The 25,745-nt window shown below is 39.0% G+C and carries 26 protein-coding genes; 12 read left to right on the top strand and 14 right to left on the bottom strand.

Annotated features, from left to right (window positions below; all coding sequences use genetic code 11):
• Positions 1-72 precede the first annotated feature (72 nt).
• Complete coding sequence (locus ON073_RS10135) at positions 73-1,761, bottom strand: carbon starvation CstA family protein (RefSeq protein WP_274761773.1); 1,689 nt, start codon at positions 1,759-1,761, stop codon at positions 73-75.
• A gap of 245 nt (positions 1,762-2,006) precedes the next feature.
• Here ON073_RS10135 and adk point away from each other — a divergent pair, with 245 nt between their 5' ends.
• Positions 2,007-2,651, top strand: a complete 645-nt coding sequence (gene adk, locus ON073_RS10130) for an adenylate kinase (protein ID WP_038642041.1) — start codon at positions 2,007-2,009, stop codon at positions 2,649-2,651.
• 54 nt (positions 2,652-2,705) lie between these two features.
• On the opposite strand, the gene tpx is transcribed toward adk, so the two are convergent.
• The gene (gene tpx, locus ON073_RS10125; protein WP_274761789.1) at positions 2,706-3,308 is read right to left on the bottom strand and encodes a thiol peroxidase; all 603 of its coding nucleotides are present in this window, start codon (positions 3,306-3,308) and stop codon (positions 2,706-2,708) included.
• A 266-nt stretch (positions 3,309-3,574) separates the two neighbouring features.
• On the opposite strand from tpx, the gene ON073_RS10120 reads away from it, so the two are divergent.
• Together ON073_RS10120 and ON073_RS10115 are read left to right on the top strand one after the other, a co-directional pair.
• A complete protein-coding gene (locus ON073_RS10120) occupies positions 3,575-4,579 on the top strand; it encodes a response regulator (RefSeq protein ID WP_274761772.1) in 1,005 nt (334 codons plus the stop codon).
• Positions 4,580-4,583: 4 nt separating this feature from the next.
• The gene (locus ON073_RS10115; RefSeq protein WP_274761771.1) at positions 4,584-5,534 is read left to right on the top strand and encodes a sensor domain-containing diguanylate cyclase; all 951 of its coding nucleotides are present in this window, start codon (positions 4,584-4,586) and stop codon (positions 5,532-5,534) included.
• 49 nt (positions 5,535-5,583) lie between these two features.
• Here ON073_RS10115 and ON073_RS10110 read toward each other — a convergent pair whose 3' ends face one another.
• Positions 5,584-5,910, bottom strand: coding sequence for a ribonuclease E inhibitor RraB (locus tag ON073_RS10110; protein ID WP_274761770.1), 327 nt, complete (start codon positions 5,908-5,910; stop codon positions 5,584-5,586).
• A 207-nt stretch (positions 5,911-6,117) separates the two neighbouring features.
• Here ON073_RS10110 and ON073_RS10105 point away from each other — a divergent pair, with 207 nt between their 5' ends.
• The 3 genes from ON073_RS10105 to ON073_RS10095 are packed head-to-tail and all read left to right on the top strand — an operon-like array spanning position 6,118 to position 12,355.
• Positions 6,118-7,758 carry an autotransporter assembly complex protein TamA gene (locus ON073_RS10105; protein ID WP_274761769.1) on the top strand — a complete coding sequence of 547 codons (1,641 nt, stop codon included), beginning with the start codon at positions 6,118-6,120 and terminating at the stop codon, positions 7,756-7,758.
• The gene (gene tamB, locus ON073_RS10100) at positions 7,755-11,459 is read left to right on the top strand and encodes an autotransporter assembly complex protein TamB (RefSeq protein WP_274761768.1); all 3,705 of its coding nucleotides are present in this window, start codon (positions 7,755-7,757) and stop codon (positions 11,457-11,459) included. The genes ON073_RS10105 and tamB overlap by 4 nt, the downstream gene beginning before the upstream one ends.
• A gap of 2 nt (positions 11,460-11,461) precedes the next feature.
• Positions 11,462-12,355 carry a peptidylprolyl isomerase gene (locus tag ON073_RS10095; RefSeq protein WP_274761767.1) on the top strand — a complete coding sequence of 298 codons (894 nt, stop codon included), beginning with the start codon at positions 11,462-11,464 and terminating at the stop codon, positions 12,353-12,355.
• A 32-nt stretch (positions 12,356-12,387) separates the two neighbouring features.
• On the opposite strand, the gene queF is transcribed toward ON073_RS10095, so the two are convergent.
• Positions 12,388-13,236 (bottom strand): NADPH-dependent 7-cyano-7-deazaguanine reductase QueF, encoded by an 849-nt coding sequence (gene queF, locus ON073_RS10090; RefSeq protein ID WP_274761766.1) that lies wholly within the window; start codon positions 13,234-13,236, stop codon positions 12,388-12,390.
• A gap of 60 nt (positions 13,237-13,296) precedes the next feature.
• Here queF and syd point away from each other — a divergent pair, with 60 nt between their 5' ends.
• Positions 13,297-13,845 carry a SecY-interacting protein gene (gene syd / locus ON073_RS10085; protein WP_274761765.1) on the top strand — a complete coding sequence of 183 codons (549 nt, stop codon included), beginning with the start codon at positions 13,297-13,299 and terminating at the stop codon, positions 13,843-13,845.
• Between the two features lie 63 nt (positions 13,846-13,908).
• Here syd and ON073_RS10080 read toward each other — a convergent pair whose 3' ends face one another.
• Together ON073_RS10080 and ON073_RS10075 are read right to left on the bottom strand one after the other, a co-directional pair.
• Positions 13,909-14,682, bottom strand: coding sequence for a Zn-ribbon-containing protein (locus ON073_RS10080; RefSeq protein ID WP_274761764.1), 774 nt, complete (start codon positions 14,680-14,682; stop codon positions 13,909-13,911).
• 6 nt (positions 14,683-14,688) lie between these two features.
• Positions 14,689-14,961, bottom strand: coding sequence for a hypothetical protein (locus tag ON073_RS10075; RefSeq protein WP_274761762.1), 273 nt, complete (start codon positions 14,959-14,961; stop codon positions 14,689-14,691).
• Between the two features lie 379 nt (positions 14,962-15,340).
• On the opposite strand from ON073_RS10075, the gene ON073_RS10070 reads away from it, so the two are divergent.
• Positions 15,341-16,003: a GNAT family N-acetyltransferase gene (locus ON073_RS10070; RefSeq protein ID WP_274761761.1), complete on the top strand. Its 663-nt coding sequence runs from the start codon at positions 15,341-15,343 to the stop codon at positions 16,001-16,003.
• A 594-nt stretch (positions 16,004-16,597) separates the two neighbouring features.
• Here ON073_RS10070 and ON073_RS10065 read toward each other — a convergent pair.
• Complete coding sequence (locus ON073_RS10065) at positions 16,598-16,900, bottom strand: DUF3301 domain-containing protein (RefSeq protein WP_274761760.1); 303 nt, start codon at positions 16,898-16,900, stop codon at positions 16,598-16,600.
• Positions 16,901-16,915: 15 nt separating this feature from the next.
• On the bottom strand, positions 16,916-17,938 hold the full coding sequence (locus tag ON073_RS10060) for a DUF3549 family protein (RefSeq protein WP_274761759.1): 1,023 nt from the start codon (positions 17,936-17,938) through the stop codon (positions 16,916-16,918).
• A 98-nt stretch (positions 17,939-18,036) separates the two neighbouring features.
• Between ON073_RS10060 and ON073_RS10055 the strand changes: the two genes are divergently transcribed.
• The 3 genes from ON073_RS10055 to ON073_RS10045 are packed head-to-tail and all read left to right on the top strand — an operon-like array spanning position 18,037 to position 19,573.
• Positions 18,037-18,327: a YqcC family protein gene (locus ON073_RS10055; protein ID WP_274761758.1), complete on the top strand. Its 291-nt coding sequence runs from the start codon at positions 18,037-18,039 to the stop codon at positions 18,325-18,327.
• Positions 18,327-19,085: a tRNA pseudouridine(65) synthase TruC gene (gene truC / locus ON073_RS10050; protein ID WP_274761757.1), complete on the top strand. Its 759-nt coding sequence runs from the start codon at positions 18,327-18,329 to the stop codon at positions 19,083-19,085. The genes ON073_RS10055 and truC overlap by 1 nt, the downstream gene beginning before the upstream one ends.
• A 41-nt stretch (positions 19,086-19,126) precedes the next feature.
• A complete protein-coding gene (locus tag ON073_RS10045) occupies positions 19,127-19,573 on the top strand; it encodes a flavodoxin domain-containing protein (RefSeq protein ID WP_274761756.1) in 447 nt (148 codons plus the stop codon).
• 22 nt (positions 19,574-19,595) lie between these two features.
• Here the strand turns inward: ON073_RS10045 and ON073_RS10040 are convergent, their stop codons facing one another.
• From ON073_RS10040 to ON073_RS10020, 5 genes are read right to left on the bottom strand one after another with little or no spacing between them, the layout of a single operon-like run.
• On the bottom strand, positions 19,596-20,030 hold the full coding sequence (locus ON073_RS10040) for a DUF2069 domain-containing protein (protein WP_274761755.1): 435 nt from the start codon (positions 20,028-20,030) through the stop codon (positions 19,596-19,598).
• Positions 20,027-20,575, bottom strand: a complete 549-nt coding sequence (locus tag ON073_RS10035) for an NAD(P)H-dependent oxidoreductase (protein WP_274761754.1) — start codon at positions 20,573-20,575, stop codon at positions 20,027-20,029. The genes ON073_RS10040 and ON073_RS10035 overlap by 4 nt, the downstream gene beginning before the upstream one ends.
• Positions 20,575-20,922, bottom strand: coding sequence for an arsenate reductase (glutaredoxin) (gene arsC, locus ON073_RS10030; protein WP_274761753.1), 348 nt, complete (start codon positions 20,920-20,922; stop codon positions 20,575-20,577). The genes ON073_RS10035 and arsC overlap by 1 nt, the downstream gene beginning before the upstream one ends.
• Positions 20,923-20,973: 51 nt before the next feature.
• Positions 20,974-22,422, bottom strand: a complete 1,449-nt coding sequence (gene bepA, locus ON073_RS10025; protein ID WP_274761752.1) for a beta-barrel assembly-enhancing protease — start codon at positions 22,420-22,422, stop codon at positions 20,974-20,976.
• Between the two features lies 1 nt (position 22,423).
• Entirely contained in the window at positions 22,424-23,092 is a 669-nt protein-coding gene (locus ON073_RS10020; protein WP_274761751.1) for a hypothetical protein, read from the bottom strand.
• Positions 23,093-23,476: 384 nt separating this feature from the next.
• Here ON073_RS10020 and ON073_RS10015 point away from each other — a divergent pair, with 384 nt between their 5' ends.
• Positions 23,477-24,547: an AI-2E family transporter gene (locus ON073_RS10015; protein ID WP_274761750.1), complete on the top strand. Its 1,071-nt coding sequence runs from the start codon at positions 23,477-23,479 to the stop codon at positions 24,545-24,547.
• 67 nt (positions 24,548-24,614) lie between these two features.
• Here the strand turns inward: ON073_RS10015 and ON073_RS10010 are convergent, their stop codons facing one another.
• Positions 24,615-25,361, bottom strand: a complete 747-nt coding sequence (locus ON073_RS10010) for a YciK family oxidoreductase (protein WP_274761749.1) — start codon at positions 25,359-25,361, stop codon at positions 24,615-24,617.
• Positions 25,362-25,745: the final 384 nt, after the last annotated feature.

Here is a 25,745-nt window from a genome sequence, read left to right as displayed (position 1 = left end):
CAGCTTTAGGTTTAAAAGAAAAGGGCGCTTAGCGCCCTTTTTTATGAAACAAATTAACATATTTGTAATTTATTACTCTGTTGACTCATTTACGCTTGGCTCGATCTGCTTGTGTTGTTTTATCACCGTCCACGCTTCAAACATTACTAACACACACACAACAAGTACAATAATATCAAGGCTTACAAGTAACCAATTGCCAGCATTGTAGTATTCTTGCAACTTAAGAATGCCGGCTAAAAACGCCATCACTAAGACAAATAGCATGGGCACTAAAGTGTAACGGGCAGGGCGTCCCATCTTAATTAGCATGACAGAGATAACCAATAAGGTAAGGCTTGCTAAAATTTGATTTGTGGAACCAAACAATGGCCAAATTATCATGCCACCTGAGCCTGACGAACCGCCAGCACCAAAGGCTAATAGTAAACAACAGGCAACCGCAATTAGGGTTGCAATAATGCCATTTCTAAATGCACTGATTTGGTAAATTTCACCCCACTCTTGAATGATATAGCGTTGTAATCTAACGCCTGAGTCCATTGTGGTACCAGCAAATAACACTACCATTACAGCAAGTAATGTGGAGGCAAGTTCTGCTGGAATGCCCCAGCCTTGATAAATCAGGTTAGAACCACCTTGAATAAACGCACCAACGCTGCCTGCACCAAGGTGACTGTACACTTCGTGCCATTGCTGTGGACTCATTGCAAGCGTTACGCCACTGACTGCAACAATAGTAATAAGCGCAAGCGAACCTTCGCCTACCGCGCCTAAATAGCCTACAAAGCGGGCATCGGTGTCTTTATCTAATTGCTTAGAACTTGTACCGCTCGACACAATACCGTGGAAGCCAGACACTGCACCACAGGCGATGGTGACAAACAGCAGCGGAATAATACTTGGAGTAGATTCAGCAACTTCAGTATTAAAAGCAGGCGCAGTGATGTCTGGCATAAACATAAATACGGCGCCATAAAGTAGAATTAAGCCAACTAATAGTTGTACGCCATTAATAAAGTCACGCGGTTGCAGTAACACCCAAACAGGTAAAAGTGATGCAATTGCGGCGTAAACAAATAGCAAAATAATCCAATTAGCTTTATCACTTAAACCAAACATTTCTTTTGGTAGTGCCATTGGCATTTCACTACCCGCATAAACTGTGAGGTAAAGCGCTATAACACCTAACACACAAAGGAATACAAGGTTAAAATTACGGCGAATTAACTGACCTATAATTAAGGCAAATACAATTGCAGCCCACGCAGGTAAAACCGCTGTTGGTTGGCTAACAAACGAGTTTGCGATAACCACACCAAACACTGCGTTTACCATTAGCAGTACTAAAAACACCACAATCATAAAAAGTGCGCGGGTGCGTTTACCTATCACCTCTTCAGACAAGGCGCCAATCGATTTTCCTTTATGACGACTACTTGCCCATAGTGCGCCCATATCGTGAACGCCAGCAAAGAAAATGGTACCTAATACAACCCAAATAACTGCAGGTACCCAGCCCCAATAAACAGCAATGGCAGGGCCGACAATTGGCGCAGCACCGGCGACAGAAGTAAAATGGTGACCCCAAAGAACGACTTTTTTGGTGGGGACAAAATCAACGCCATCGTTAATTTCGTGGGCGGGAGTAATGTATTTATCGTCCATTTGAAAAATACGCGAGGCGATGAATTTTGAGTAGACAAACCAGCCAAACAACATGCCGATAATGCCTAGTAACACTATAAACACGGATTGCATATAAGTTCCTTGTTATTGATTGTTATTTAATCCAAATTCCAGCTTAATGCAGCCTAAGATAAAAGCAAGTGCGAACACCACGACTTTGGCATTAGTTAGCCTACTTAGTTGCGTACTTGTAACGGACAATGATGATTGCGTCATGGTAATTAAACAAAGATTAAACTTTTGGCTAATCACTATTGAGAATCAGTTGTCACTATGAAAGAATCCACACAATTAAAAAAACATCTTGAGGAAAGGTCATGCGCATTATTCTTTTAGGAGCGCCAGGTGCAGGTAAAGGTACACAAGCACAATTTTTAATGGATAAGTACGGTATCCCACAAATTTCGACAGGCGACATGTTACGCGCTGCGATTAAAGAGGGCACACCACTTGGTCTTGAAGCTAAAAAGGTAATGGACGCAGGTCAACTTGTATCTGATGAAATCATCATTGGTCTTGTTAAAGAACGTGTGGCTAAAGCTGATTGCGAAAACGGTTTCTTATTAGACGGTTTCCCACGCACGATTCCTCAAGCTGACGCAATGAAAGAAAATGGCATCACTGTTGATCACTGTATTGAGTTTGATGTTGCTGATGAAATTATCGTAGAGCGTATGGGCGGCCGTCGCGTTCACCCTGGTTCTGGTCGTGTATATCATGTTGTTTACAATCCGCCAAAGACGGAAGGTAAAGATGACGTAACGGGTGAGGACTTAATCATTCGTGATGACGATGTTGAAGAAACAGTACGTAAGCGTTTAGCAATTTACCATGAGCAAACTAAGCCATTAGTAGATTACTACCGTGCAGAAGCTGATGCGGGCAATACGCAGTATCACAAACTAGATGGTACGCAAGCCGTTGAAGCAGTAAGCGCACAGCTTGCAGAATTACTTGGCTAATTAGACCAAGCATTAAAAAAACCGCCAATTGGCGGTTTTTTTGTGTATATTTCTTTACAGCTTTTTCAGTGCAGCTTCTACCGAAATATAATCGGGTTCCTTGGCAAGGTTAGTCACCAGTTGTTTATAAACCACGTTATGCTCTTTATCTAAAATGATCACACTGCGCGCCAGTAAACCCATGTCCTCAATCAAAAGGCCATAGTTTTGTGCAAATTCACGCCATACAGCATCCGATAAAGTATGTAATTGAGTGATATTTTCTGTTTTACAAAAACGGCTTTGTGCAAACGGCAAATCCATACTGATGGTAAGCATTACTACATCACTATAGTTATTGGCAATTTTATCGTTAAAGTGTTTGGTTTGAAGGCTGCATATACCAGTATCTAGACTTGGTACTGTACTGATTAACACAGCTTTACCTGCAAAGTCACTTAATGACACTGGCGAAAATTTATTGTTTGCAGCTTTAAAGTTGGGAGCTGGCTGACCAAGTTCCACGGGCTTACCACGCAAAGTCAGCTTATTATTATTAGCAGATACTTTGCCCGAATCTACTTGGTTCACAGGTAATTGGTATTGTTCTGCTGACACATTCAAAGCAAAAACAGAAGCAGTCAGTAAACCAGTTAAGGTGAACATTTTTTTTAACATCATAATTTCAAATACACAGCGGCTAAAAGTTAGGTTAATTTAGCATAAGCCTAAACTGTTGATAAAGCGATAGTAATGGATACTCAACAGCGATATAGCAAAAGAGGTACAACCACTGGCTTAATTCTGAAGATTTAGCTATTTTGTGAACTATTTTTTTGTAATTTGTTACAATTTTTAGCACAATAGTCGTAGTTTCCATGCAGTGCTAGTGAAATCCAACTTCCTGCTCTAAACTTAAAAAGACTAATAATAAGAGTGATAGTATGGCTACCCCAGTTTTAATATGCGATGACTCACGTTTAGCGCGACGACAACTCGCTCGCTCTTTACCTGACGATTGGGACATACAAATCGAATACGCTGAAAATGGACTTCACTGCTTAGAGCAAATAAAAGCGATTCAACCGGAAATATTGTTCCTTGATTTAAATATGCCCCAAATGGACGGTTATGAAGTGCTGCAAGCAATTCAAGAGCAAAATTTACATGTCTTAGTTGTTGTGGTGTCTGGTGACATTCAGCCCACAGCCAATGAGCGTGTAATGGCATTAGGTGCAATCGACTTTATCAAGAAACCGTGTGATGCCGCTAAGCTTGAAGAAATCATTGAAAAACATGGCATTAAAGACAAAGCCATGCGAGAGCGCCTGCAGCATTCGCTAGGTGAGCAGCTCGACCCAGAATTACGCGATATTTACCAAGAGATCACTAACGTTGCCATGGGGCAAGCAGGTAATTTACTTGCCCGATTACTTAATGTGTTTGTTGAATTGCCAATCCCGAATGTTAATGTTTTGGAAGTAAACGAACTTTCCATGGCATTACAATCGATCGACACCAACGCATCGACATCAGGCGTTTGCCAAGGATTTATTGGTGGCGGTGTTTCAGGTGAAGCCTTATTACTACTCAATGATTCCAGTTTTGTCGAAATTGCTTCATTGATGAATTATGAAGGTGAGCTCAATCAAAAAGTCGAATTAGAACTGCTAATGGATGTCGGCAATATTTTGATTGGTGCGGTATTAACAGGACTTGCCAAACAACTCGATATGCATTTTAGCCAAGGTCACCCTGTGGTCATGGGGCAACATTGTAATGTGGCTGACTTGGTAAGTACAAACCAAGACCGCTGGCAACGTACTTTAGCAATTGAGATAAGTTATGGTATTGAAAACCATAATATTAATTGTGATTTAATGCTGTTATTCACGGAAGACTCATTAAAAACACTGAAGTTTAAAACTCAATATTTATTAGAAGACTAACACTATGAGCGTAGACTTTGAACTCAATGAAATTCACTGGATGATGGATATGTTTAACACCATCGACGTTGGTCTTGTGGTGTTAGACAGAAAGTACAATATTTGCGTTTGGAATGGCTTTATGGAAGCGCATTCTGGCTTATTACCTAGTGCGGTAAAAGGTAAAGATGTATTTGATGCATTTCCAGGTATTGATGAGCCATGGTTTCGTTCAAAAGCGGAATCGGTTTTTGTGCTAAAAACCCGCTCTTTTACTATTTGGGAACAACATCCATATATTTTTAAATTTAAAAATTATCGTCCAATCACAGGTAAAGCGGATTATATGTATCAAAACGGTACGTTGATCCCACTGACCAACACCACGGGTGAAGTATCTCACTTGTGTGTGATTATTTACGATGTGACGGATGAAGCGGTAAATAAACTGGAGTTAGAACAGGCAAATGCAAAATTAGAAGAGCTCAGTCGAGTAGACAGACTCACTAACCTTTATAACCGAGGATTTTGGGAAGAAAGTTTTGCGAAAGAGTTTAAACGTCAGCAACGCAGTCATAACAAAAGCTGTTTGTTAATGTTTGATATTGATCATTTTAAAAAGATCAATGATTTATACGGCCATCCGGGTGGTGATGCGGCGTTATGTTTTGTTTCACAAACATTGAAAAATGTACTTCGAGAATCTGATGTTGCAGGTCGCTACGGCGGTGAAGAATTTGCAGTAACACTTGTTGATACCGACATTGAAGGGGCAAAGATATTTGCCGAGCGATTAAGAAAAACAATTGAACAAGCCGTTATTCATTATGAAGAGTCTGAAATTACACTGACGATTAGTATTGGTATTGCGCAGTTTGATGGCAAGTATACAAAGTACGAGCAGTGGATTGAAGATGCTGATAAAGCACTTTATCGCTCTAAAGAATCTGGGCGAAACACAATAAGCCTTGCTTAAAGAACAGTAAGCGCTATCTCAGCGCTTACTCGTCATATTTTCACTTTAATTAGTCGGCGAGAATTCCCCAGCCATCGCCATAACCATTTAATGGGTTGGCTACCGATTCTAAATAATTTTCCATATCTGTTATCAGCTGATGGTCTGGTACCATTTCAATACTAACTAGTACTTCAAACACGCCTGTATCTGCACATTTTTGCTGTTTAGTTGCTGGTGCTAAATCATCTTCACTAATTACTTTTGCAAATTTTTCTGCATCACCTTGTGTTTCAAACAAAATGAAAAAGTCCAGAGTATGTATTTTGCTTAAATCGACACCTTCTTGGTGCATCTCAGCTAAAATTTGACCATTATCGTCAGTTGGAAAGTCCATTAAGGTACTCATATAGTAATTTATAGTGTTAATTTTACTGTGTGCGTTTGACTGGGTAAATATGTAATCGCGAATGTTTTTGTTTATTAGCGCAATTTGTCGGGTTAGAATAATTTATCTTTTCTAAAACTTGGGTTTAACTTGTTACGCTACCTTGTTTTTTTTGCTGTTATTTTTTGGAACATATCAGGTTTTGCAGCGCAAACAGTGTCAAAGGTCACTGTAAAAGCAAACGATGAAGCCTTAAAGCGTAATGTTGAATTATATCTTAACGAGCTTAAGCAGCAGACGTTTTCTCCTAGTATTATCAAAAAAGCGAAGACACTTAGCCAAAATGCACTTAAACCTTTTGGTTATTACCTGCCTTTTATTGACGTTAAAGCTGAAAATAACGACGGTAAAGTAAAGCTAGTTGTTATCGTAGAGCCCAAACAGCAAACTAAAATAAGTCAACTTGATATCCAAATCTTTGGTGAAGCTAAAAATCAGCAAGCAGTAAATGAACTTATTGCAAAGCTAGGCATAAAGGTAGGTGATGGACTTAGTCATAGTGCATACGAAAAAGCTAAATCCCTTATTAGTGCCACATTATTTGAAAATGGTTACTTTGATACAAAGTGGTTAAAACATGCTATAGAAGTGAGACGGGGCACCTCATCTGCCATTATTCGCTTACATGTGGACTCGGGTATTCGCTATAAATTTGGTCCGGTGATTATAGCGAAAGATATAAAAGCAAATGATTTAGTTCATAGACTCAACCCGATGGTCGTAGGAAGTGCATACGATAATGCCATTGTTAGTGACTTTAACATTCAACTTTCTAATATGCCTTATTTTAAAAGCGTGCGCGTTTATCCTGATATTGTAAATCGTCAAAATGGCGAGGTTTCGGTAGTCGTACAGCTTTTACATAAGCCCGAAAATAGCTTTGAAGTGGGTGGTGGTATTAGCACCGATGATAATGGTATTAAACTTCGATTTAAATGGACAAAGCCTTGGATAACTAGTGACGGTCACTACCTTGAAACAAACATCGAAGCGAGTCAGATTGACCCTCAAGCACGCATTAGCTACACCATTCCTGTGAACGATCCTAATAATGATGTTTGGCGTTTTGGTGCAGGCTATATTTATGATGATCTTAAAATTTCACGAAAACTAACAACCCAAGTGCAAAGGCAATGGCTTACCGACAATAACTGGGTACGTACCGCATTTGTTAAGTATGAAATTGAAAATTATGAAATTGATAGTGTTAACTATCATAGCAATATGGTGTTACCTGGCATTAGCTATGCCCGAAAACGCACGTTAGGCGGCACAACTCCGTATTGGGGTGAGCAGCTATTAATTTCAACAGAGTTCGCGAGCGAACATTTAGCGTCTGAAGTTGATCTTTTTAAAGTACAAATTTTGGGTCAACATTTACGCACTTATGCAAATCGTCATATGGTAATGGGTAGGTTAAATGTAGGCGCAATTGTCACTGAGGATATTAACGCTGTGCCAATATCCATGCGTTTCTTTGCCGGTGGTGATAAGAGCGTGCGTGGTTATCGCTATGAATCTATTGCGCCAAAAATTAATGAGCAAATTGTGGGTGGCCAATATTTAGTAACTGCAAGTGCTGAATATAATTATCAATTTTTACCTAATTGGCGCGCAGCACTCTTTGTTGATGCGGGTACCGCTACTAATGACTTTGATGAAGAAATTCAAGTAGGTACAGGTTTAGGTGTTCGTTGGTTAACGCCAATAGGTCCAGTACGAATAGATTATGCTTTTGCGATAACCGATGATACTCGAACTGGCCGTTTTAGCATTACCATAGGGCCTGAAATATGAACGACGCTGTAAAACAAAGCCCTCCAATGGCCAAGCGCATGTTACGTTTTGTACGTAATCTGTTTTGGGCAGTGATTATTCTTCTGATAGGTATTGTTGCATTACTGTTTAGTGGCATTGGTAACCAAGTGCTTGTATATGGTGCCAATCATTTAGTGCCTAATTTAGCAATTGAGACAGATGGTAAGCCTTTACTGCGAGGCGGAAAATTCAGTGTTAATTACCACAATGCGCAAATAAAGCTAAATCTTAAAAACATGGTACTTGATTTGCGTTTCTATTCCTGTGCCGATCTCTGTTTTGAAGAACTTAGCGCTGATCTAGTGGATATTGCTCTGACTAGCGATACTAATCAACAAGCTAATAGAGAAGAAAGTGAATTAAGCAAAATTTCTCTGCCATTGTCTATTGCCGTAAACACCTTTAGCGTTAAGCAAATTACGTTTTCACAAGGCCCATTAAACGCTTCTGTTAACGAAGTTTTTACCCGCTTAAAATTGCGAGAAAATGAACTTAACATAGCGAAAATCACGACTGGTAAAATTGATATTGGTTTAGCGCAAGAAAAGCAAAATACAGCATTGGTTTCATCTGCTAAAACGATTACCTTGCCTGAAATATCCCCAATCCATTTTGAAACACCGCTTAATTGGCAAATAGGTGAACTTGCAATTTCGCAATTTCAGTTACAACAGGGCGAAACGACTCAGCTTATAAAGAATATAAAATTGCAAGCTGGGCAACATAACAGTGACATAACGATTGTAAAGTTATCCCTTGTTTATCAAGACTTGCGAGCAAAGCTTGAGGGTAGTTTGTCGTTATCTGATAATAACCCTTTAAAATTTGCGCTCGACGTTAATAACAAAGAGCATCAAATTGAAACAACAATCTTTGGTGATTTAGCAAAGCTTAGCATTGAAAGTGAATTAACAGGGCTTTATCACGCTAAACTTGATGCATCAGCATCGTTACTTGAAAAAAAGTTGCCGTTTAATTTGTTAATTGAATCTGACGCACTAAGTATTTCAGAGCAAGCGCAACAAATTACCGTTCAAAATTCAATTATTAAAGCTGACGGTAATCTTTCAGCCTTTGACTATCAATTGAATACTAATGCAACACTTTCAGGCTTTCCACAAATGGCAATTGAAAGTGTCGGTGAAGGTAGCATTAGCGAAATTGATATTGACCGCTTTTTAATTAAAACAGCTAACAGCAATTTATCGCTAACAGGTAATCTAAACTGGCAACAGGGCATTGAAGCTTCGCTATTTGTTTTGTCAGACAAGATAAGTGTTGAGGAATTTGAACCAACAGTTGCATCTGATATTGCCTTAAAAGGAGCTGTCGATTTTATTTCTGATGGCATAAATTGGCAGCTCAATGTGCCAGAGTTTTCTCTCGCAGGTTATGTTAATAATGCACCGATTGATGCCAACATTGTATTGGCAATAGACGATAAACTGCACGCAGAAATTGACGAGTTTACAATTTCAAGTGTAGATAACCAGCTCACGCTTTCAGGTGATATTAACAAAAACTGGAATGTAAGCGGTAACTTAAATCTCGTAAATCCCGAAACCATTGATAGTCGTCTTTCAGGGCAGGGAAAAGCCGATTTTAATATCACCGGTGAGCTCAAAACACCCTTTGTAAATTGGAAAATGGCGCTTAATCAGCTGGCTTTTCAAGAGTATCGCATCGACAAAATTATAAGTGATGGTACCTTAGATTTTGCCAAGAACTACCTTGCCAATATATCACTTGAAGCCGCTGGTATTAGCCTAGATGAGCAATCTATTAATAAAATTGAGCTAAATACATTTGGCGATTTACAAAACCATGACGTCAAACTGCAATTGTACTCTGAAACAGTAAATATTAATTCCCAAATAGAGGGAGGTCTTAATGCTGAACGTTACCGCGGTCAAATTAAGCAACTGGCATTCAAAAATGAAAAGATCAATTTATCGAATCAACAAGCGATAGTGTTTGATTACGATCTTAACAAAGGCCTTACTAATGTGAGTGAACATTGTTGGTTAGGTACCAATACTGCTTTTTGTCTTGAGGCGATAACGGCCTCGGCAGAGAAAGGCAATGTTGATTTAGCACTGACGCATTTCGATTTATCAGTGCTGAGTTTAGTTTTACCCAAAACTATTTCGCCATCCGGTGAAATAACGGGGCACTTAAACGCCCGTTGGCAAGACGCTAAACTCTTATCAATTGATAGTGAGCTGCAATCAAACACTATAAATTTTGGTGTAAATGAAAGTTTTATCAACACGATAGTACCAATTGAGCAACTGTTTTTTAAGTTAAAAGCAGATGCATCGGCAATTGCTTTAGATACCAATATTAAGTCTTCTGTGCTTGGCAATATTATTGGTGATATTGATATTAGCGATGTGTCAGGCAAACGTCCGCTTAAAGGTAAGCTTGCACTACAGGCGCTGAATTTTACTAATCTAAAAGGCTTTAGCCAGCAAATAGATAAACTTGCTGGCGAGCTTAATGCAGATGTAACGCTTGCAGGCAATGCATTTTCACCGCAAGTTCAAGGGCAGCTCAATTTAAGTAGCTTTGCATTTTTAGCGCCATGGACACCGTTATCGATTGAACAGGGAAACCTGAATGTCGCTTTTAACGATCACAGTGCGATGCTAACAGGAAAGTTTTTTGATAATAATCAGGGGAATATTGCCATTGAGGGCAATGCAGATTGGCAGCAAGAGCCAAGCTTTAACGCGCGTATTAACGGTGATGCATTTAAAATCGCCCTTGAGCCTAATTTATGGTTTGCTATCTCGCCAAGCATTGAAATTAATTATGCGGAGCAGTTTGCTGATGTAAAAGGTAAAGTGCATGTTGTGGATGGCCGCGTAAAAGTAAAAGAATTACCTGAAGGCGCGGTGAGTGTATCGGATGATGAATTAATTATTGACGCGGCTAAACAGCAAAATAAATCGGTGCCCATTGCGTATAGCCTTGATTTGACGATTTTGATTGATGATAAAGTACGAATTGATTCATTTGGTCTTCGCTCCAAACTAAAAGGCGATGTGCTATTTAAACAAGTAGACAATACGCCTTTAATTGCAACCGGTGAAATTGCTTTGCTTGAAGGGGAATACCGCGCATTTGGTCAAGAACTATTGATTGAAACAGGCCAACTTATCTTTAATGGGCCTGTTGATAAACCGTTATTAAATGTGCGTGCTATTCGTAACCCAGAACTAACAGAAGATGGCGTGACTGCAGGTGTTAAGTTAACGGGTAATGTTGAAGAGCCGCGCTTAGATGTCTTTTCAGATCCAAATATGGATCAAGCGATGGCGTTATCCTATTTACTTTCAGGAAGGGCACTTAGCGAGTCAAATTCGGCCAGTGACGGTATGCTTACACAGTTGCTATTAGCCAGGGGGCTTGCAAGAGGCGAAGGCAGCATAAGTAAAATTGGTGAAGCCTTTGGCATAGAGGATGTTTCATTATCTTCCCGAGGCAGTGGTGAAGAAACCAAAGTTGAAATATCAGGCTATGTAGCGCCGGGTATTCAAGTGCGTTACAGTATTGGTATTTTTGATTCGATGAGTGAAGTTGCAGTGCGTTACCAATTGTTACCAAAGCTTTACATTGAGGCAATTAGTGGCATTAATGATTCACTCGATATTTTGTATAAATTTGATTGGGACTAATAATGATAAAGCTAACCCAACTTGCGCTTGCAACAGGTTTAATGTCGCTCTGTGCAATGCCGTTAATTGCCAAAGAACAAACACTGTCACCGGCAGCAGTTATTGAAAAATCATCCGCTAAAGAATGGCGCTCACTTGATTTAGAAAATACCCTCATTTTGTCGCTTAACACAGGTGATGTGGTGATTGAACTTAATCCTGAGCTAGCGCCTAATCACGTAATGAATTTTAAAAAGTTAGTAAGAGAAGGTTTTTATAATGGCCTTAATATCTACCGTTTTGTTGAAGGCTTTGTCGCGCAAGGCGGTGATATTTCAGAAAAGAAACAACCTAAGAGTGCAGCTAAAACGGTAAATGCTGAGTTTATTAAAGAAACTAAACAACCGATAGAGATTCAGCTGGTTGATACTGAAGATGGTTACGCTGATAAAACCGGATTTTTAAATGGTTTTGCTGTTGCGCAAAATGCCAAAGGTACAAAAACTTGGCAAGCTCACTGTATTGGCAACTTTGCAATGGCAAGAGGTAACGATATAAATAGTGGTGGTACGGAGTTTTATGTGATTTTAGGTAATCATCGTTACCTTGACTTGAATATCACCTCTTTTGGTCGTGTGGTAAGTGGCATAGAACATATTCAAAGGCTTAAGCGTAAGCCTGAAACGACCATTGAAGATGTTAATTTTAATCCAATTAAGGGTTTTGCTGTGGCAGCGGATTTAGCAAATTCTCCAGCTCATAACCTTGAAGTGATGAAAACGAAAAGTGCTAGCTTTGCGCGTTATATTGAATCGAGGCGAAATCGTCCAGAACAATGGTTCCAGCATCAAGCAAACTACATTGATGTGTGTGGTTTAAGCGTACCAATGCGTAACAAAACCAGCGATAAACCTTAATTACCCTGAGTTCAGGTTAAATAAAGTAACCGCTATTGGCGGTTACTTTTTAATTTAAACTGGGTTGTAGCATAATCGCTAGAACGATATGGGTTGATATCTAAGCCACCACGGCGAGTATAGCGCGCATATACTTCCAATTTGCTCATCGCAAAGGCGTTTTGTAAATCACAGTACAAACGCTCAACACATTGCTCATGAAATTCATTATGGTTTCTAAACGAGATTAAATACTTTAATAAACTTTCGTGATTGATTTTTTTGCCGGTATAACGGATTACGACAGAGGCCCAATCTGGCTGAGAAGTAATTAAGCAGTTCGATTTTAACAGATGGCTGTATAGTGTTTCAGTGACAACTTCAGCACTCTCATCCGCTTGCAATAAATGGCTATTTAAATCGTATTCAGTTACTTCAATATCTAAATCGTCTAAACAAACTCCCGAAAATGGCGTTGGCATTAAACAATCAAACTCGTCGGCATTAAATAGTTTCACTACCACATTACAGTTTGCGGCTTTTGATAAGTCGTCAGTGAGTATTTGCGCTACTTGCGCCATTGAATCAAACTTTGTTTGATTAAAGCTATTTAAATACAGTTTGAATGACTTTGATTCGATAATATGACTGCTGGTGGCAGGAAAAATAAATTCAGCAACCGCAACAACAGGTTTGCCTTTTTGATTTAACCAAGAAAGCTCGTAGCCTGTCCAAGTATCTTCACCTTTAAATGGCAATGCACTTTCATCGATATTTAAATCGTCGCGATTGAGTTTACGGGCAATTGGAAACAGTAGCGAAGCATCGTAGCTATCTTTATATTCGGTTTGTTGACCGAGTAAAGCACCTTTTAGCTCAGGTGCATCTTGGTAATGTGACATAATCAGATTAGAATCGATAAATAATTTACTATTGTAACGAATAAATTAGGCAAAGGCAGTATGTCAATTAGCGAAAACTTACAACGCATTTATAGCGAGATAAAACAATTAGCAGAACAAAATACAGGTCAGGCACCGCGTGTCTTCCATGATACTCAGTGGCCAAGTCCATGCGAAATTGCAGATTCAGTTGAAAATGACAGTGTGGCTTGGCAGCAAGTAGCGCAACAAGGCAGTTTAGATAAACTAGAAGAAGCGCTAGAAACACAATTTCCAGAGCAGCTTAAAGCGTACTTTGCTAGTTTTTACAGTGATAATTTATTTGTTAGCTATCAAGAGCATAACCTGTGTTTGTTACAGGCATGGAGTGAGCAAGATTTTGACCGATTACAGCAAAATATCACGGGTCATGTATTAATGAAGCGCCGATTAAAACAAGCAGATACGGTATTTTTTGCCACCTGTGAAGAAGATGATTTGTTACTTGTAATGGATTTATCTGATGGCAGTATTTGGTTGGAGTATTTAGGCAAAGCACCGCATCACAAATTAGCTGATTCGATGGATGCGTTTTTATGCGAGTGTAAAGGGCTTTATTACGTTCAATAATGAATTATTAAAACGTATTACAAAACAATAAGGCGCATAATGCGCCTTATTGCTGTATTGATATTACTGAAAGTCCCACGAAATATTTGATACCAACTCGCAATCATCACAGCGAAAATCAAATAAGCCAAACCAAGGCTCATCTAATCGCCAATCACCATGACATTTTGGGCACTTGCGCGAGAGCTCTTGTTCTTTGGATAACCCGCCTACACGGTATAAATAGTAATACACAGGCTTTTTGGTTAAATAACGAATACGTTTAGAGAGATCCATACCTCGTCTGAATAAATCACTATCAATATCAGCGAGTTCTTTAATTGCTGCAAACTCGCAGCGGGTAGCGCCGTTAATTTGAATTTGGTCACAGGCTTGCCAATCTTCTTGCCATTTTAGTAGTGCTTTAAAATCGCCATTGGCAACGGCGGGTACTTTGTAAAGCGGTACTGGCATAAAATCATCACCACAATACAGCGGACTACAGGTATGTAAATAGGTCGTGTATAAAATATAGCTAGAAGGGGATGTGCAGGTATCAGAGCCATTAGAATGAATATCTTGGCCAATTACTTTTACTTTTGGCTGAAGTAAGCCGGCTTCATTTAATTTGTCTAAGCTAAATTTAACAAATGGACTGTGATTTAACGGGTGTAGTGCATCTTCTTCTGGACACATTACACGGGTAATAAAAAAGCCATCTTTCAAGGTGGTTGGGAATTCTTCACCAATTATTTGGCCATTAAAACGAAGTGCATTTACAAGGCGGACAATCGCTTGCTCTGCTGCTTCTAGCGTAGTGTCTTGATAACAGTCAAAAGTGAGATCAACAATATACATAAATCGTTATTTAGTTTCTAAAAGCGAAAGAAGTTTATCGAGCTTTGCTTCGATGCGGTCGAGTTGACTTTGTGTTTGCTCAGTTTGCTTATTTGGTTGTGCAGTAACCTGAGTAGCGTTTTGCTCAAAGTCAGATGGGTTTTGTTTATAACGCGCCAAAACATCAATAATAATTGGCATAGGCACTGGCTGGGATAAATTAGCCTTTACTAAAGCAACATTCGGTTGCTTTTTTGCAGCTAGAAGTTTGCTGATAGCAGCAATAACGATGTCTTGCATAATATTGCCCTTTTTAAATATTCGGGCAATTTTACTTTAAACTAACTAAGCAAGCTATCAAGTTGCTCAATAATTTCACACCAATCAGCAACAAGCTCTAATGACCCACTTATAAAAGCTGATTTGCTCTTATTACAAAAAGTCGCATCTACTCAATGAAGGCTAGGTGCTATTTTATGCGAACTGACAAACTCATCGATTACATGCTCGCTTTAACTCAATCCAAGCTGTGAAAAGAAATCTGCCATTGTGTGCGAGCCGGACTCCATTTGTTCACCTAGTAGCCTTGTTTAAGTCAATATAAAACAATAATAATTATAGAATAGCTCAAATAATGTGCTAACTTGAGATGTGAACAATAATAATAAAGGAAGCGATTATGTCGGATGTAACTATTGAACAAAGCGAAACCAGTGAACAACTCAAAGCCTCTTATCTCACTGCGGAAGATTGTAAAATTGCGGCGAGTGTTCTTTACCAGGCATACCATGATGATGAACTTTTTAAACAAATATTGGCTTACGACAGCTCTAAACCTGCTGTTTATGAAAAAAAGCTAAGGTTACTTATTCGCGAAGAACTGGCTTCTTTTTGGCAAAATCACCAGCATTTAATTGGGGTTTTTTCGGATGACAACCTACTTGCAGTAAGTTGTGTGCAAAAAGCGAATGATGCACTTGCTGCGGATAGGGTGTGGCATTGGCGTTTAAAATTGATGTTAAATACTGGCATGCTATCCACTAACCAGCTAATCGAAAAAGAAAAAGCCATCCATCAAGCGCTCGCTTCTTTTCCTAACTGTTGCTTTATCTCATTATTTGCAGTTGATCCCCATGTACAACATCAGGGTATTGGCCGTTATTTATTAAGGGCGATTGATGATGTGGTAAAAAGCGATGATGCAAACTACAGTGCTGTTTTTATAACGCGCGACAGATACAGCGCTCTTTTTATCAGTGAAGGCTATCATGCCGAGCAGGAACTGACATTTACCAAAGTATCCGGAAAATTATTTGTGAAGGAAAAAGTCGTTAATGGGTAATTTTGTTGTAGGAAATATCTCACATAGATGTAAGTTTGTGATGTTTTACTTCTCGAAATAATACCACAATTAAATGTAACCTTATGTAATTAAAGAATAATCCAAATATGTCTAAAAGATTAATAAATTTAAATTGAATTTACCTTATTACTCTCAAGAAAAATTGCCCCTATTATTACCACAACAAGGAAGCGAACATAACGGAATTATGTTCTTCTTGCCAAGGAAAGGACTTAGGCATTGATACAGGGTGTATCAAGGGATCGAAGGACAAGGACGCAAGGACGATTGTGCGCTAAATGATTTAGCGTTTTGCTGGAAGCAAAAAGGATAAACGCAGGAGCGTTTCAAGGATGGTTTTGGACAAACCAAAATTCATGGAAAGGCTAGGACGCGAAAGGACACCTCAGGAAGAGGTTTGGAATTAGGACAAGGAAGGCAAGGGGATCAAGGAATGGTTTCCTTCAATGGATGAGAAAGGATGTGCTTCGGCACTATTGGTGAAGGAAAACCACTGAAAAAAGGATATTTTTTCGGATTTGAGGCGCGACTTTATGTTGCGCCTTAGTTTTTTTGATGCCAGAAAATGAATTTCTAATTTAGTTTGTGTGGTGGCACATCTACACTGACAATTTTATCATTCTCAAGATTTACAATCCCGGTATAACTGTCTTGCCCATTACTGGAAAATTCCCACGCAAAACTGGACTTTAAGCCAGGTTTGCCATTTTTAAGAATGCCCACACGCTTTTTAATGCAGGCAATACTTAAAAACTGCACATTAAGTTGCTTGCTATGGCGATTGGCGTATTCGCGCGCGCTCTCTGCGGCTTGTCGGTCAAGCCAAAACAGATAAATAACACATGTCACACCAAGAATAAGCCAAATCGACGCCATAAAGTTACCAAACGTTTATTGTTGAAATAGTTTTCCGATTGCTCTTGAAAGCTGCTCGCTGCGATTTTGCATTCGGATCATAGCTAACATATGTGGGCGCAAACTTGGAATTGCAACAAGATCTGCAAAAATGCCAGAAAAGACATCTTGTTCTTGATGTGTTGCTAAATATTCCATGAGTACGACTAAATGGGGTTCAAGTACATGCCAACAACGGCCTGTAAGTGTTAATACAAGATCAAGATTAAGGCAATGTTCGTCTGCCATAATTTCAGCGACTGCACGCTGTAAAATACCGAGCGCACTCGTATTTGACATCATTCGTAAGTAATTAATGATGTTTTCAGTACTTTGCTGTTTTAATGCTTGTTCAAACTGGGCATAAAGAGCTTCAGTTAATGATACAGAAATGGTGCTATGTTCAAGGGTTGCAGCAAGCGACTGAACCACAGGCTGAGGTAGTTTTCCAAGCGCATTAATTAGATTTTGCTGATTGCGCTCAGTGAGGCGGATAGCAAAATCGGCAATTCCTTGTAAGCCAAGTTGTTGCCAATCATCAAAGCCCAACTTTCCACTAAAATAAAGCTCAACATGTTCATAATAGGCAGAAGCACTTTGCTTTAATTCATTTTTAATAATCGCATTGAAGGCCGCAAGCTTATTAGCATTCGGTGTAAATACATAAGGGTTATTATCGAGTTTACTTTGCGCTTTATCATCGCCTGTTAATTGAGTGCCTAATGCTTCAAGTACCATTGAGGCAAAATGATTACGACTTGCCAAAATAAGTTTACTTTGTTCATCCAGAGGCATTTTTAAAAACCAAATGTAAGGAGTTTGTGACTCCTGGCTATTCCAAAACTGGATGGCTAAAAAAGCATGCTGCTGCAGTGGAAATGGATAGGGGATTTGATTATTTTCTATCTGAAGAAACGTTGATTTATCAATTTTTTGAATTCGGCGACCCATATCATACACACGCCAACTTGTACCTGCATTATCAAGAAGTTCAGCAAGGCTTGAAATAGATTGTTGCATTAAAAAAGACCCATTAGTGCGTTTTGGCTATTATACAATGAAATACAGGTAAGTTTTGATAAAATGCCGCGATATAAATTTAAAACTAGAATTGTAAAATGATAGATGTTTTGTTAATTGAACTAGAGCAAACCATGAAAACACATGGACTCTGGTCAGAAACGCCACCCAAAGCAGATGCTTTTATGTCTACAGCGCCTTTTTGCTATGACTCCATGTCATTTGAAAACTGGCTTCAATATGTTTTTATAGTGCGTATTAAGCAGTTAATTGCTGCAAAACAAGCCCTGCCAAGGGGCGCAAATATCTCTCCAATGGCAGAACAAATGCTTGCAGAATATGTTGATGTTATTACCGTAATTAAAAAAATTGATAAGGCACTTAGCTAATGTATGGGGAACTGACCATCTTATACCGTGATGAGTACTTTATTGCGGTCGATAAACCTTCAGGTTTATTAGTTCATCGATCATTTTTAGATAAACGTGAAATCTACTTTGCTATGCAAATGTTGCGAGACCAGATTGGTCAACACGTTTTTCCACTTCATCGTTTAGACAGACCTACTTCTGGTGTGCTCTTATTTGCACTTAGCAGTGACGTAGCGCGCATCGCGAACGCTCTTTTTTCAGAGCATAAAATTAGTAAACGTTATTTGGCGCTAACACGCGGCTTTGCGCCAACATCAATAGAGGTTGATCACCCTCTTAAATTTAAGCATGACAAAATTGCGGATAAATTTGCAGATAAAGATAAACCTGCACAAGAAGCACAAACGAGCTTTAATTGTTTGCATCAGGCGGTCATTGATAAACCATTAGGTAAGTTCCCAACGGTTCGTTATTCGCTTATTGAATGTTTTCCTAAAACCGGCCGTAAACATCAAATTAGACGCCATTTGAACCATATCAACCATCCCATTTTAAATGACGCAAATTATGGTGATAACAAGCAAAACCATTTTTTTCAGCAAGAGTTTGAAATGAATCGGTTAATGCTGTTTGCTAAAGATTTAACCTTCGCGCATCCAATTACAAATGAAAAAATTCATATAAGTGCATCTATTGGTGAACAAGAGCTGGCATTATTTGAAAAATTGGGTTGGCCTAGTAATGAACAAGCTTATCAGTTGGCAAAAATAGATTAGTCTGCATAAACTTAGCTAAGGTATTAAATCAAGGAAAGAAAATGGCAAACATTAAGTGCTTCATAGGTACAGTTTATGGTGGTGCAGAAGCGTTAGCAGAGCAATTAAAACCAATCGCAGATAAACAAGGCCACGACTTATCGCTATTTAATCCAGGCACAGTTGCTGACTTTATTGAAAGTGATGTGATTTTGGTGATCACATCCACGACAGGTCAAGGCGATATTCCTTATGAATTAGAATCCTTGTATCTTGCGTTAGAGTCGGAATTGCCAACAATGCAAAATAAGCCGTTTGCTGTTATTGCGATGGGTGATAGTAGTTATGGAGACACCTTTTGTGGTGCAGGTAAGAAATTTCGAGAATTATTACTTTCATTGCAAGGTAGTGAGGCGGTCGCTATGTTAAAGATTGACGCGACTGAAAATTACGACCCTGCACCAGTTGCATTACCTTGGTTTAATACATTTTTAACAGCATTAAATTAAAAAAGCGGCAAATGCCGCTTTTTTATTCTTTTTCTTCAAAAGCTGCTTTCTCTTCAGCTAGCTCTTCTTTTAATTTTCTAATTTTTAGCCCTAATTCCTGACCGCGGTAACGCGCGTAATAGGTACAACCGATAAACATGCAGCTGGCAAAGAATAACTCTAAAAGTACAAACACTAGTTCGCCTTCAGCCACCCATAGCGATGTAAAACCGTGAAGGAAGTAGATGATTACGATAAAATTAGCCCAAGCGTAAGTGTATGGTTTATCTTGAATAATACCTTTAAGCGGCAACAATAAAGGCACAATGTATAAACCAATAATAAAGCCAATACTGTAACCCTCACGAGGCACCAGCCATAACAGCCAAACAGGCATTAAGATGAGTAATCCTATGAAGCCGAGTAACGCGATTTTTTGATAACGCTTGGTGATTGCTTTCTTTTCTATGTTGCTCATTGTAATTGCTTAATTAATTTAGCTAGGCGATTGCCAACACTGTGACAAATACTGATCTCTTCAGCGCTTAGCTGACTTGAATTTGTTAACCCAGAAACATGGCTTGCACCGTATGGGGTACCGCCGGTTTGTGTTGCGCTAAGTGCAGGTACATCATATGGTACACCGCAAAGTAACATACCGTGATGTAGTAGAGGCAGAGACATGGTAAGTAAGGTAGATTCATTGCCACCATGAAGACTGCTTGAAGAAGTAAATACGGCTGCAGGCTTGTCGATAAGCTCTCCTGCAAGCCAAATATCGCTGGTGGTTTCCCAAAATTGTTTGGCAGGAGCTGCCATCATACCAAAGCGAGTAGGGCTGCCAAAAGCAAGGCCAGCGCACTGCTTTAAGTCATCAATTGAAACTTTTAGCTCATCACTATCATCAGTGAAACTGCGTATTTTTACATCAACACCGGCATGTTGTGCTGCATCACTTATTTCGTATGCCATGTTTTTCACTGAATCCGTACGAGAGTGATACAGCACTAATAAGTAAGACATTAAATAATTGCCAATACGCTTTCTGGAGGACGACCGATTGCGGCTTTATCAACATTTACAACAATTGGGCGCTCAATCAATTTTGGATTAGCTACCATTGCTTCAATTAATTTCGTCTCGTCAGATTCATTAATTAATTCAAGCTCTTTATAAATAGTTTCTTTGGTGCGCATTAACTGACGTGCTGAGTCAAAATTTAACATTGAAAGAAGTTGTTTAATGTCATCAACACTTGGCACGTCTTTAAGATACTCAATTATCTCAGGTGTCACTGAATTTTCTTCGAGTAGGGCAAGTGTTTCACGTGATTTTGAACAGCGTGGGTTATGGTAAATTTTAATTGTCATAAAAATCTCAAATCAATTTTTTGCGTGATTGTAATTCGACTGTACTTTAAATTAAAGTTTAGCGAGCTCTTTTTGCATTAAACGGTATTCTTTTAATCGCGCTTTTAAACGTTGTTGCTTGATATCATCATCGGTATCAACATGGTTTAATGCTTTTTGTACTTCGTTCGATGCTTGTGAATAGGCGCCATAATCGGTCAAAATACTTGCACGTAATTCGTGGTAAGAAGCTTTGTCATCTTGTTCTTTATAAGTTTGCGCCATTAACTCTTTACCCAATACATGTTCGGGCTTCTCCAATAAGAAATACTTCAAGAGTTTATGTGCAAGCTCAAAGTTACCAGCTGTAATTGCTGCATTTGCATAATTGAGAGTTACCACTTGATTGTTAGGTTGGCGCTGGTATTCTTTTTTAAGCATTTTAAGTGCTTCATCATACTTCTTTTGACCAAGCAATAAATCAGTTCGTGAATCTAATAAAAACAAGCTTCCTGGCACTTTTTTCTCAAGGGAATCAAGTAACTCAGCGGCTTCATCATATTTTTCTTGATCAATCAAAGTAAGTGCTAAGCCATATTCAGCTGCAGTAGTGTGTGCAAAACGGTTGATGCGAAGGTATTTACGAAATTCCTCTTCAGCTTTAGCGCTTTCTTGCCCATAACGCGCTAAAACACGGGCTTTTGCAAGGGAAAAATCCAGTGACGAATCGATAAAACGTTCTGGGTATTGTAAAGCACGCATGCGCACGTCAGAAACACGCGAGTCTGGCAGTGGGTGAGTTAGTAAAAATGCCGGTGGTTTTGGCATATGACGCATTTGGTCAGAAAGTTTTGCTAAAAATTCACTGGATTCTCTAGGATCAAAGCCTGCGCTATTAAGTGTTTGCATGCCTACACGATCAGCTTCTTGCTCTGCACCGCGGCTATGGGTTAATTGGCTTAACTGCGCTTGGGTTTGGCTGGCTGCCAAAATGGCCATACCTGCATCAGGAGCAACCATGGTGGTTAGAATACCAGCTATCATCCCTGCAATGGTTAAACCTTGATTATCTTTAGCTTGTTGTAATCGCCTTGCTAAGTGTCTTTGTGTAACGTGTGCAATCTCGTGACCAATTACCGATGCAAGCTGGCTTTCGTTGTCGGCGTTAATGATAAGTCCCGTATGCACTCCAACATGGCCACCATAAAAAGCAAAGGCGTTTATGTCTTTATTGTTTATCCAAAAAAACTCAAAGGGGAATCTTATATCATCAGCATGGGCGACCAGGCGATTACCAATGTTTGTGAGGTATTCGTCAAGTACTGGGTCTTGCATAACACGCGATGTACCGCGCACCTGCATCATCATTACTTCACCAATTGCGCGCTCTTTCTCAATGGATAAAACTTGCACTGCCGAAGTGCCTAAGTCGGGCAGCTTGAAATTACTTTGCGCAACTACTGGCAGTGAGAGTGCAAAACAAAAACAAGCAAGTTTTTTTAAAAGAGTCGGTTTTGGCATATTAGTCCTTTTTTTGTAGCATTTCGTTTGCCATTAACTGTGTGAGTGCAAGCTCATCTTCGCATGCAGCCGCTGTACGTTCCGCTTTTTGGTAGTATTCTTTAATGGAAACACCGGAAAGTTTTACGACGTTGAGTTCACTCTTTAAAAATTCAATGGTTTTATGCACTACTTTATGTGAATGTAATATTAACGCTTTGTCGGCTTCATCACCGCGTTGAAAATAAAATTGAATGTATTTGTGTAACTGGTTAATACGTAAAATGCTGCGCATGCTGTGCGGATCCCAAAGTCTAAACTCCATTAATTTGTTGTCTTTTACGTATTGATCAATTTCTTTTTCTTTGGCATATGGAAAGGCTAAAAGTTCAAATCCGCGGTCGGTAAATACTTGGTATAGTGAAATACGAGGTGGGGTCTCGCAGATTATTTCACCAGTATCTAGCTCCTCGCCTCCGAGTAAATCTATATTCCAGTTGCGCTTATTGGTTATCCGTTTGATAGCGTTATCGAAACCATGACTGAAAATGCCTTCTGCTTCACTTACCGATGATGCCACCATATGATAAAAGGGTGGTAGCTCCCCCCAATTAAGCTGTTTTTTGAACCAGTTAATGTCTTTTAAGGTAGGATTTTTAGGTAAATCATTTTTCTTACTTTGATTCGTCATAAAAAAGAAAACTACTATCATCACATTCCACGTTTATAATGAGAATTTAGCATAATCATCAAAAACTTGCTTGCGGTTTATTAATTAATACCTTTAGCTAACAAAGGTAGGCTGTTTAAAGAAAAATAATATGTTAATTTAGCAGCGCTTTTTGCTATCAGAAATAACAAATATGTATGATTTAACTCAGTTTGTATGTCCACAGCTATTTGTTCAATTTAAATATATTTTGAAAAGGCATGATACAAACGAAGCTTTGGTGTTTCTATTTGCTGATAATGCACAGATAAATGATGTGCTACGTTATTTAGAAAATCATCAATTACAGTATTCATATAAAGAAAATCAGTTAACTGTGTCTCATTTTGGTAAGGAACATTTTTAGTGCTTCATATTTTTAAACAGTGGTATACACGAAAGTTTTCAGATCCTAATGCCATTACCTTACTTATGCTGACATTGGGTTTGGCGGCAGCACTATACTTTTTTGGAACTTATATCATCCCCGTAATGGTAGCTCTAGTGATTGCCTATTTGCTAGACTGGCCGGTCTCTAAGTTGATGAGAATGGGCTCGTCCCGTATTGTTTCAAGCACGATTGTGATGTTGTTATTTAGTGGTGTAGCAATATCCATCATCGTTGGCATTATTCCAGTGCTTTGGCAGCAATTGTCAAACTTTGTGCAGGATTTACCTTCGATGGTTGAGCAAGGTAAAACCTATTTATTAACTTTGCCTAGCAATTACCCTGAATTGGTAAATCCAGAACAAATAAAAACAATTCTATCTTCAGTAGAAGGGCATGTTGTTACAATTGGTCAAACGGTGTTAACAACATCATTAAATTCATTAAAAAATGTGGTTGCTTGGCTCGTATACTTGATCTTAGTGCCACTTTTAGTGTTTTTTATGCTTAAGGATAAAGATGTGTTGGTTTCCGGCTTTGAGCAATTTATTCCAAAAGAGCGAAAGTTAATCAGCCAAGTATGGCAAGAAATGAATCAGCAAATTATGAACTATATCCGAGGCAAAATATTCGAGATTTTGATTGTTGGTTCAACCACATTTATTACTTTTACAATTCTTGATTTAAGGTATGCGGCATTACTTGGCACACTCGTTGGATTTTCGGTTTTGATCCCATTTGTTGGTGCGGCACTTGTAACTATTCCTGTTGCCCTTGTTGCGCTGTTCCAGTTTGGTGTTGGCAGTGAGTTTTGGTATGTGATTATTGCTTATGGGGTTATTCAAGCGCTAGATGGAAACTTACTAGTACCACTATTGTTTTCTGAAGCTGTGGACTTGCACCCAGTGTACATTATTGTTGCGGTATTATTCTTTGGTGGCTTATGGGGATTTTGGGGGGTGTTTTTTGCAATTCCATTGGCTTCATTAGTAAGAGCGCTTTTAAATGCGTGGTCGTTATCAAATCATGAAAAAGCCGAAAGTGCATAATTTGACAAATTAATCGCATTAAAAAAGCGCATATTTTTATATGCGCTTTTTTTGTCAGATCAAAAAATTAATTTTTTGGTTGAGCATCAATTGACTGACCGTTCACCCCAATTGAATCATCTGACATCAAGTAGAGGTAAGTTGGCATTAAGTCAGCTGGTGTTTTTAGCTTGGCTTTATCTTCGCCAGGGAAAGCAATTGCACGCATTGCAGTGCGCGTTGCACCTGGGTTGATGCAGTTAATGCGAATATTGGTTTTACCCACTTCTTTTGACCAAGTTTGCATCATGCCTTCTGTGGCAAATTTAGAAATGGCATATGCGCCCCAGAACTCACGACCTTCACGACCAACACCACTTGAAGTAAATACGATTGATGCATGAGGGGCTTTGCGTAGTAATGGGAAAAGCGATTTCGTTAATACTGCTTGAGCAGTCACATTTACTTTCATGATATTTTCGAAAGTAGATACACAGAAATGCTCTAACGGACCGAGTGAGCCAATAATTGAAGCATTATTTAACAATCCATCTAAACGACCGAATTCATTCTCAATGGTTGCTGCTAAATCGCGGTAATGCTGTTTAGTTGCACCTTTCATATCTAATGGAACGATTGCTGGCTGCGGAGCACCAAGAGCGATAATTTCATCGTAAACAGCTTCAAGTTTAGCAACTGTTTTACCTAAAAGAATTACGGTTGCGCCATGCTTGGCAAATTCGATAGCCGCAACTTTACCAATGCCATCACCGGCACCTGTTACGAGAATGACTTTTTCCTTTAAAGCGTCATTACTTGCTTGATAATCATGCATATTAGTTATGGTACTTAAAAATTTTCGCCATCATACCATAGTCAAGTAAAATAGTTTTGCGATTTATTTAAATTTAGGTGGAGAAATTGCTTTGTTTAAGTTAACTTTAACTGGTCTAATGTCTTAATAATAACCACCGACAAATTAAATTTTGGTAATTTATTACCAAATACACACAATAAAAAAGATCGGGTTTGGAGCAATAAAATGAAAAAAGTGCTACTCACAATGGCAATTACAACAGCATTATACGGCTGTGGTGAAAGCTTAGAAGATGTTAAAAATGAGTCAGAAACAGTTGTACCTACAGTTGCTGGTTCTGTCGCATTTGATCCCTCAAACGGAGTTGTCTCGGTTCCTAATGATTTACTTTTCTTAGGTACA

The sequence above is a fragment of the Pseudoalteromonas sp. G4 genome, from assembly GCF_028875915.1.
Lineage (GTDB): Bacteria > Pseudomonadota > Gammaproteobacteria > Enterobacterales > Alteromonadaceae > Pseudoalteromonas.
This window is presented reverse-complemented; position numbering and strand designations above follow the sequence as displayed.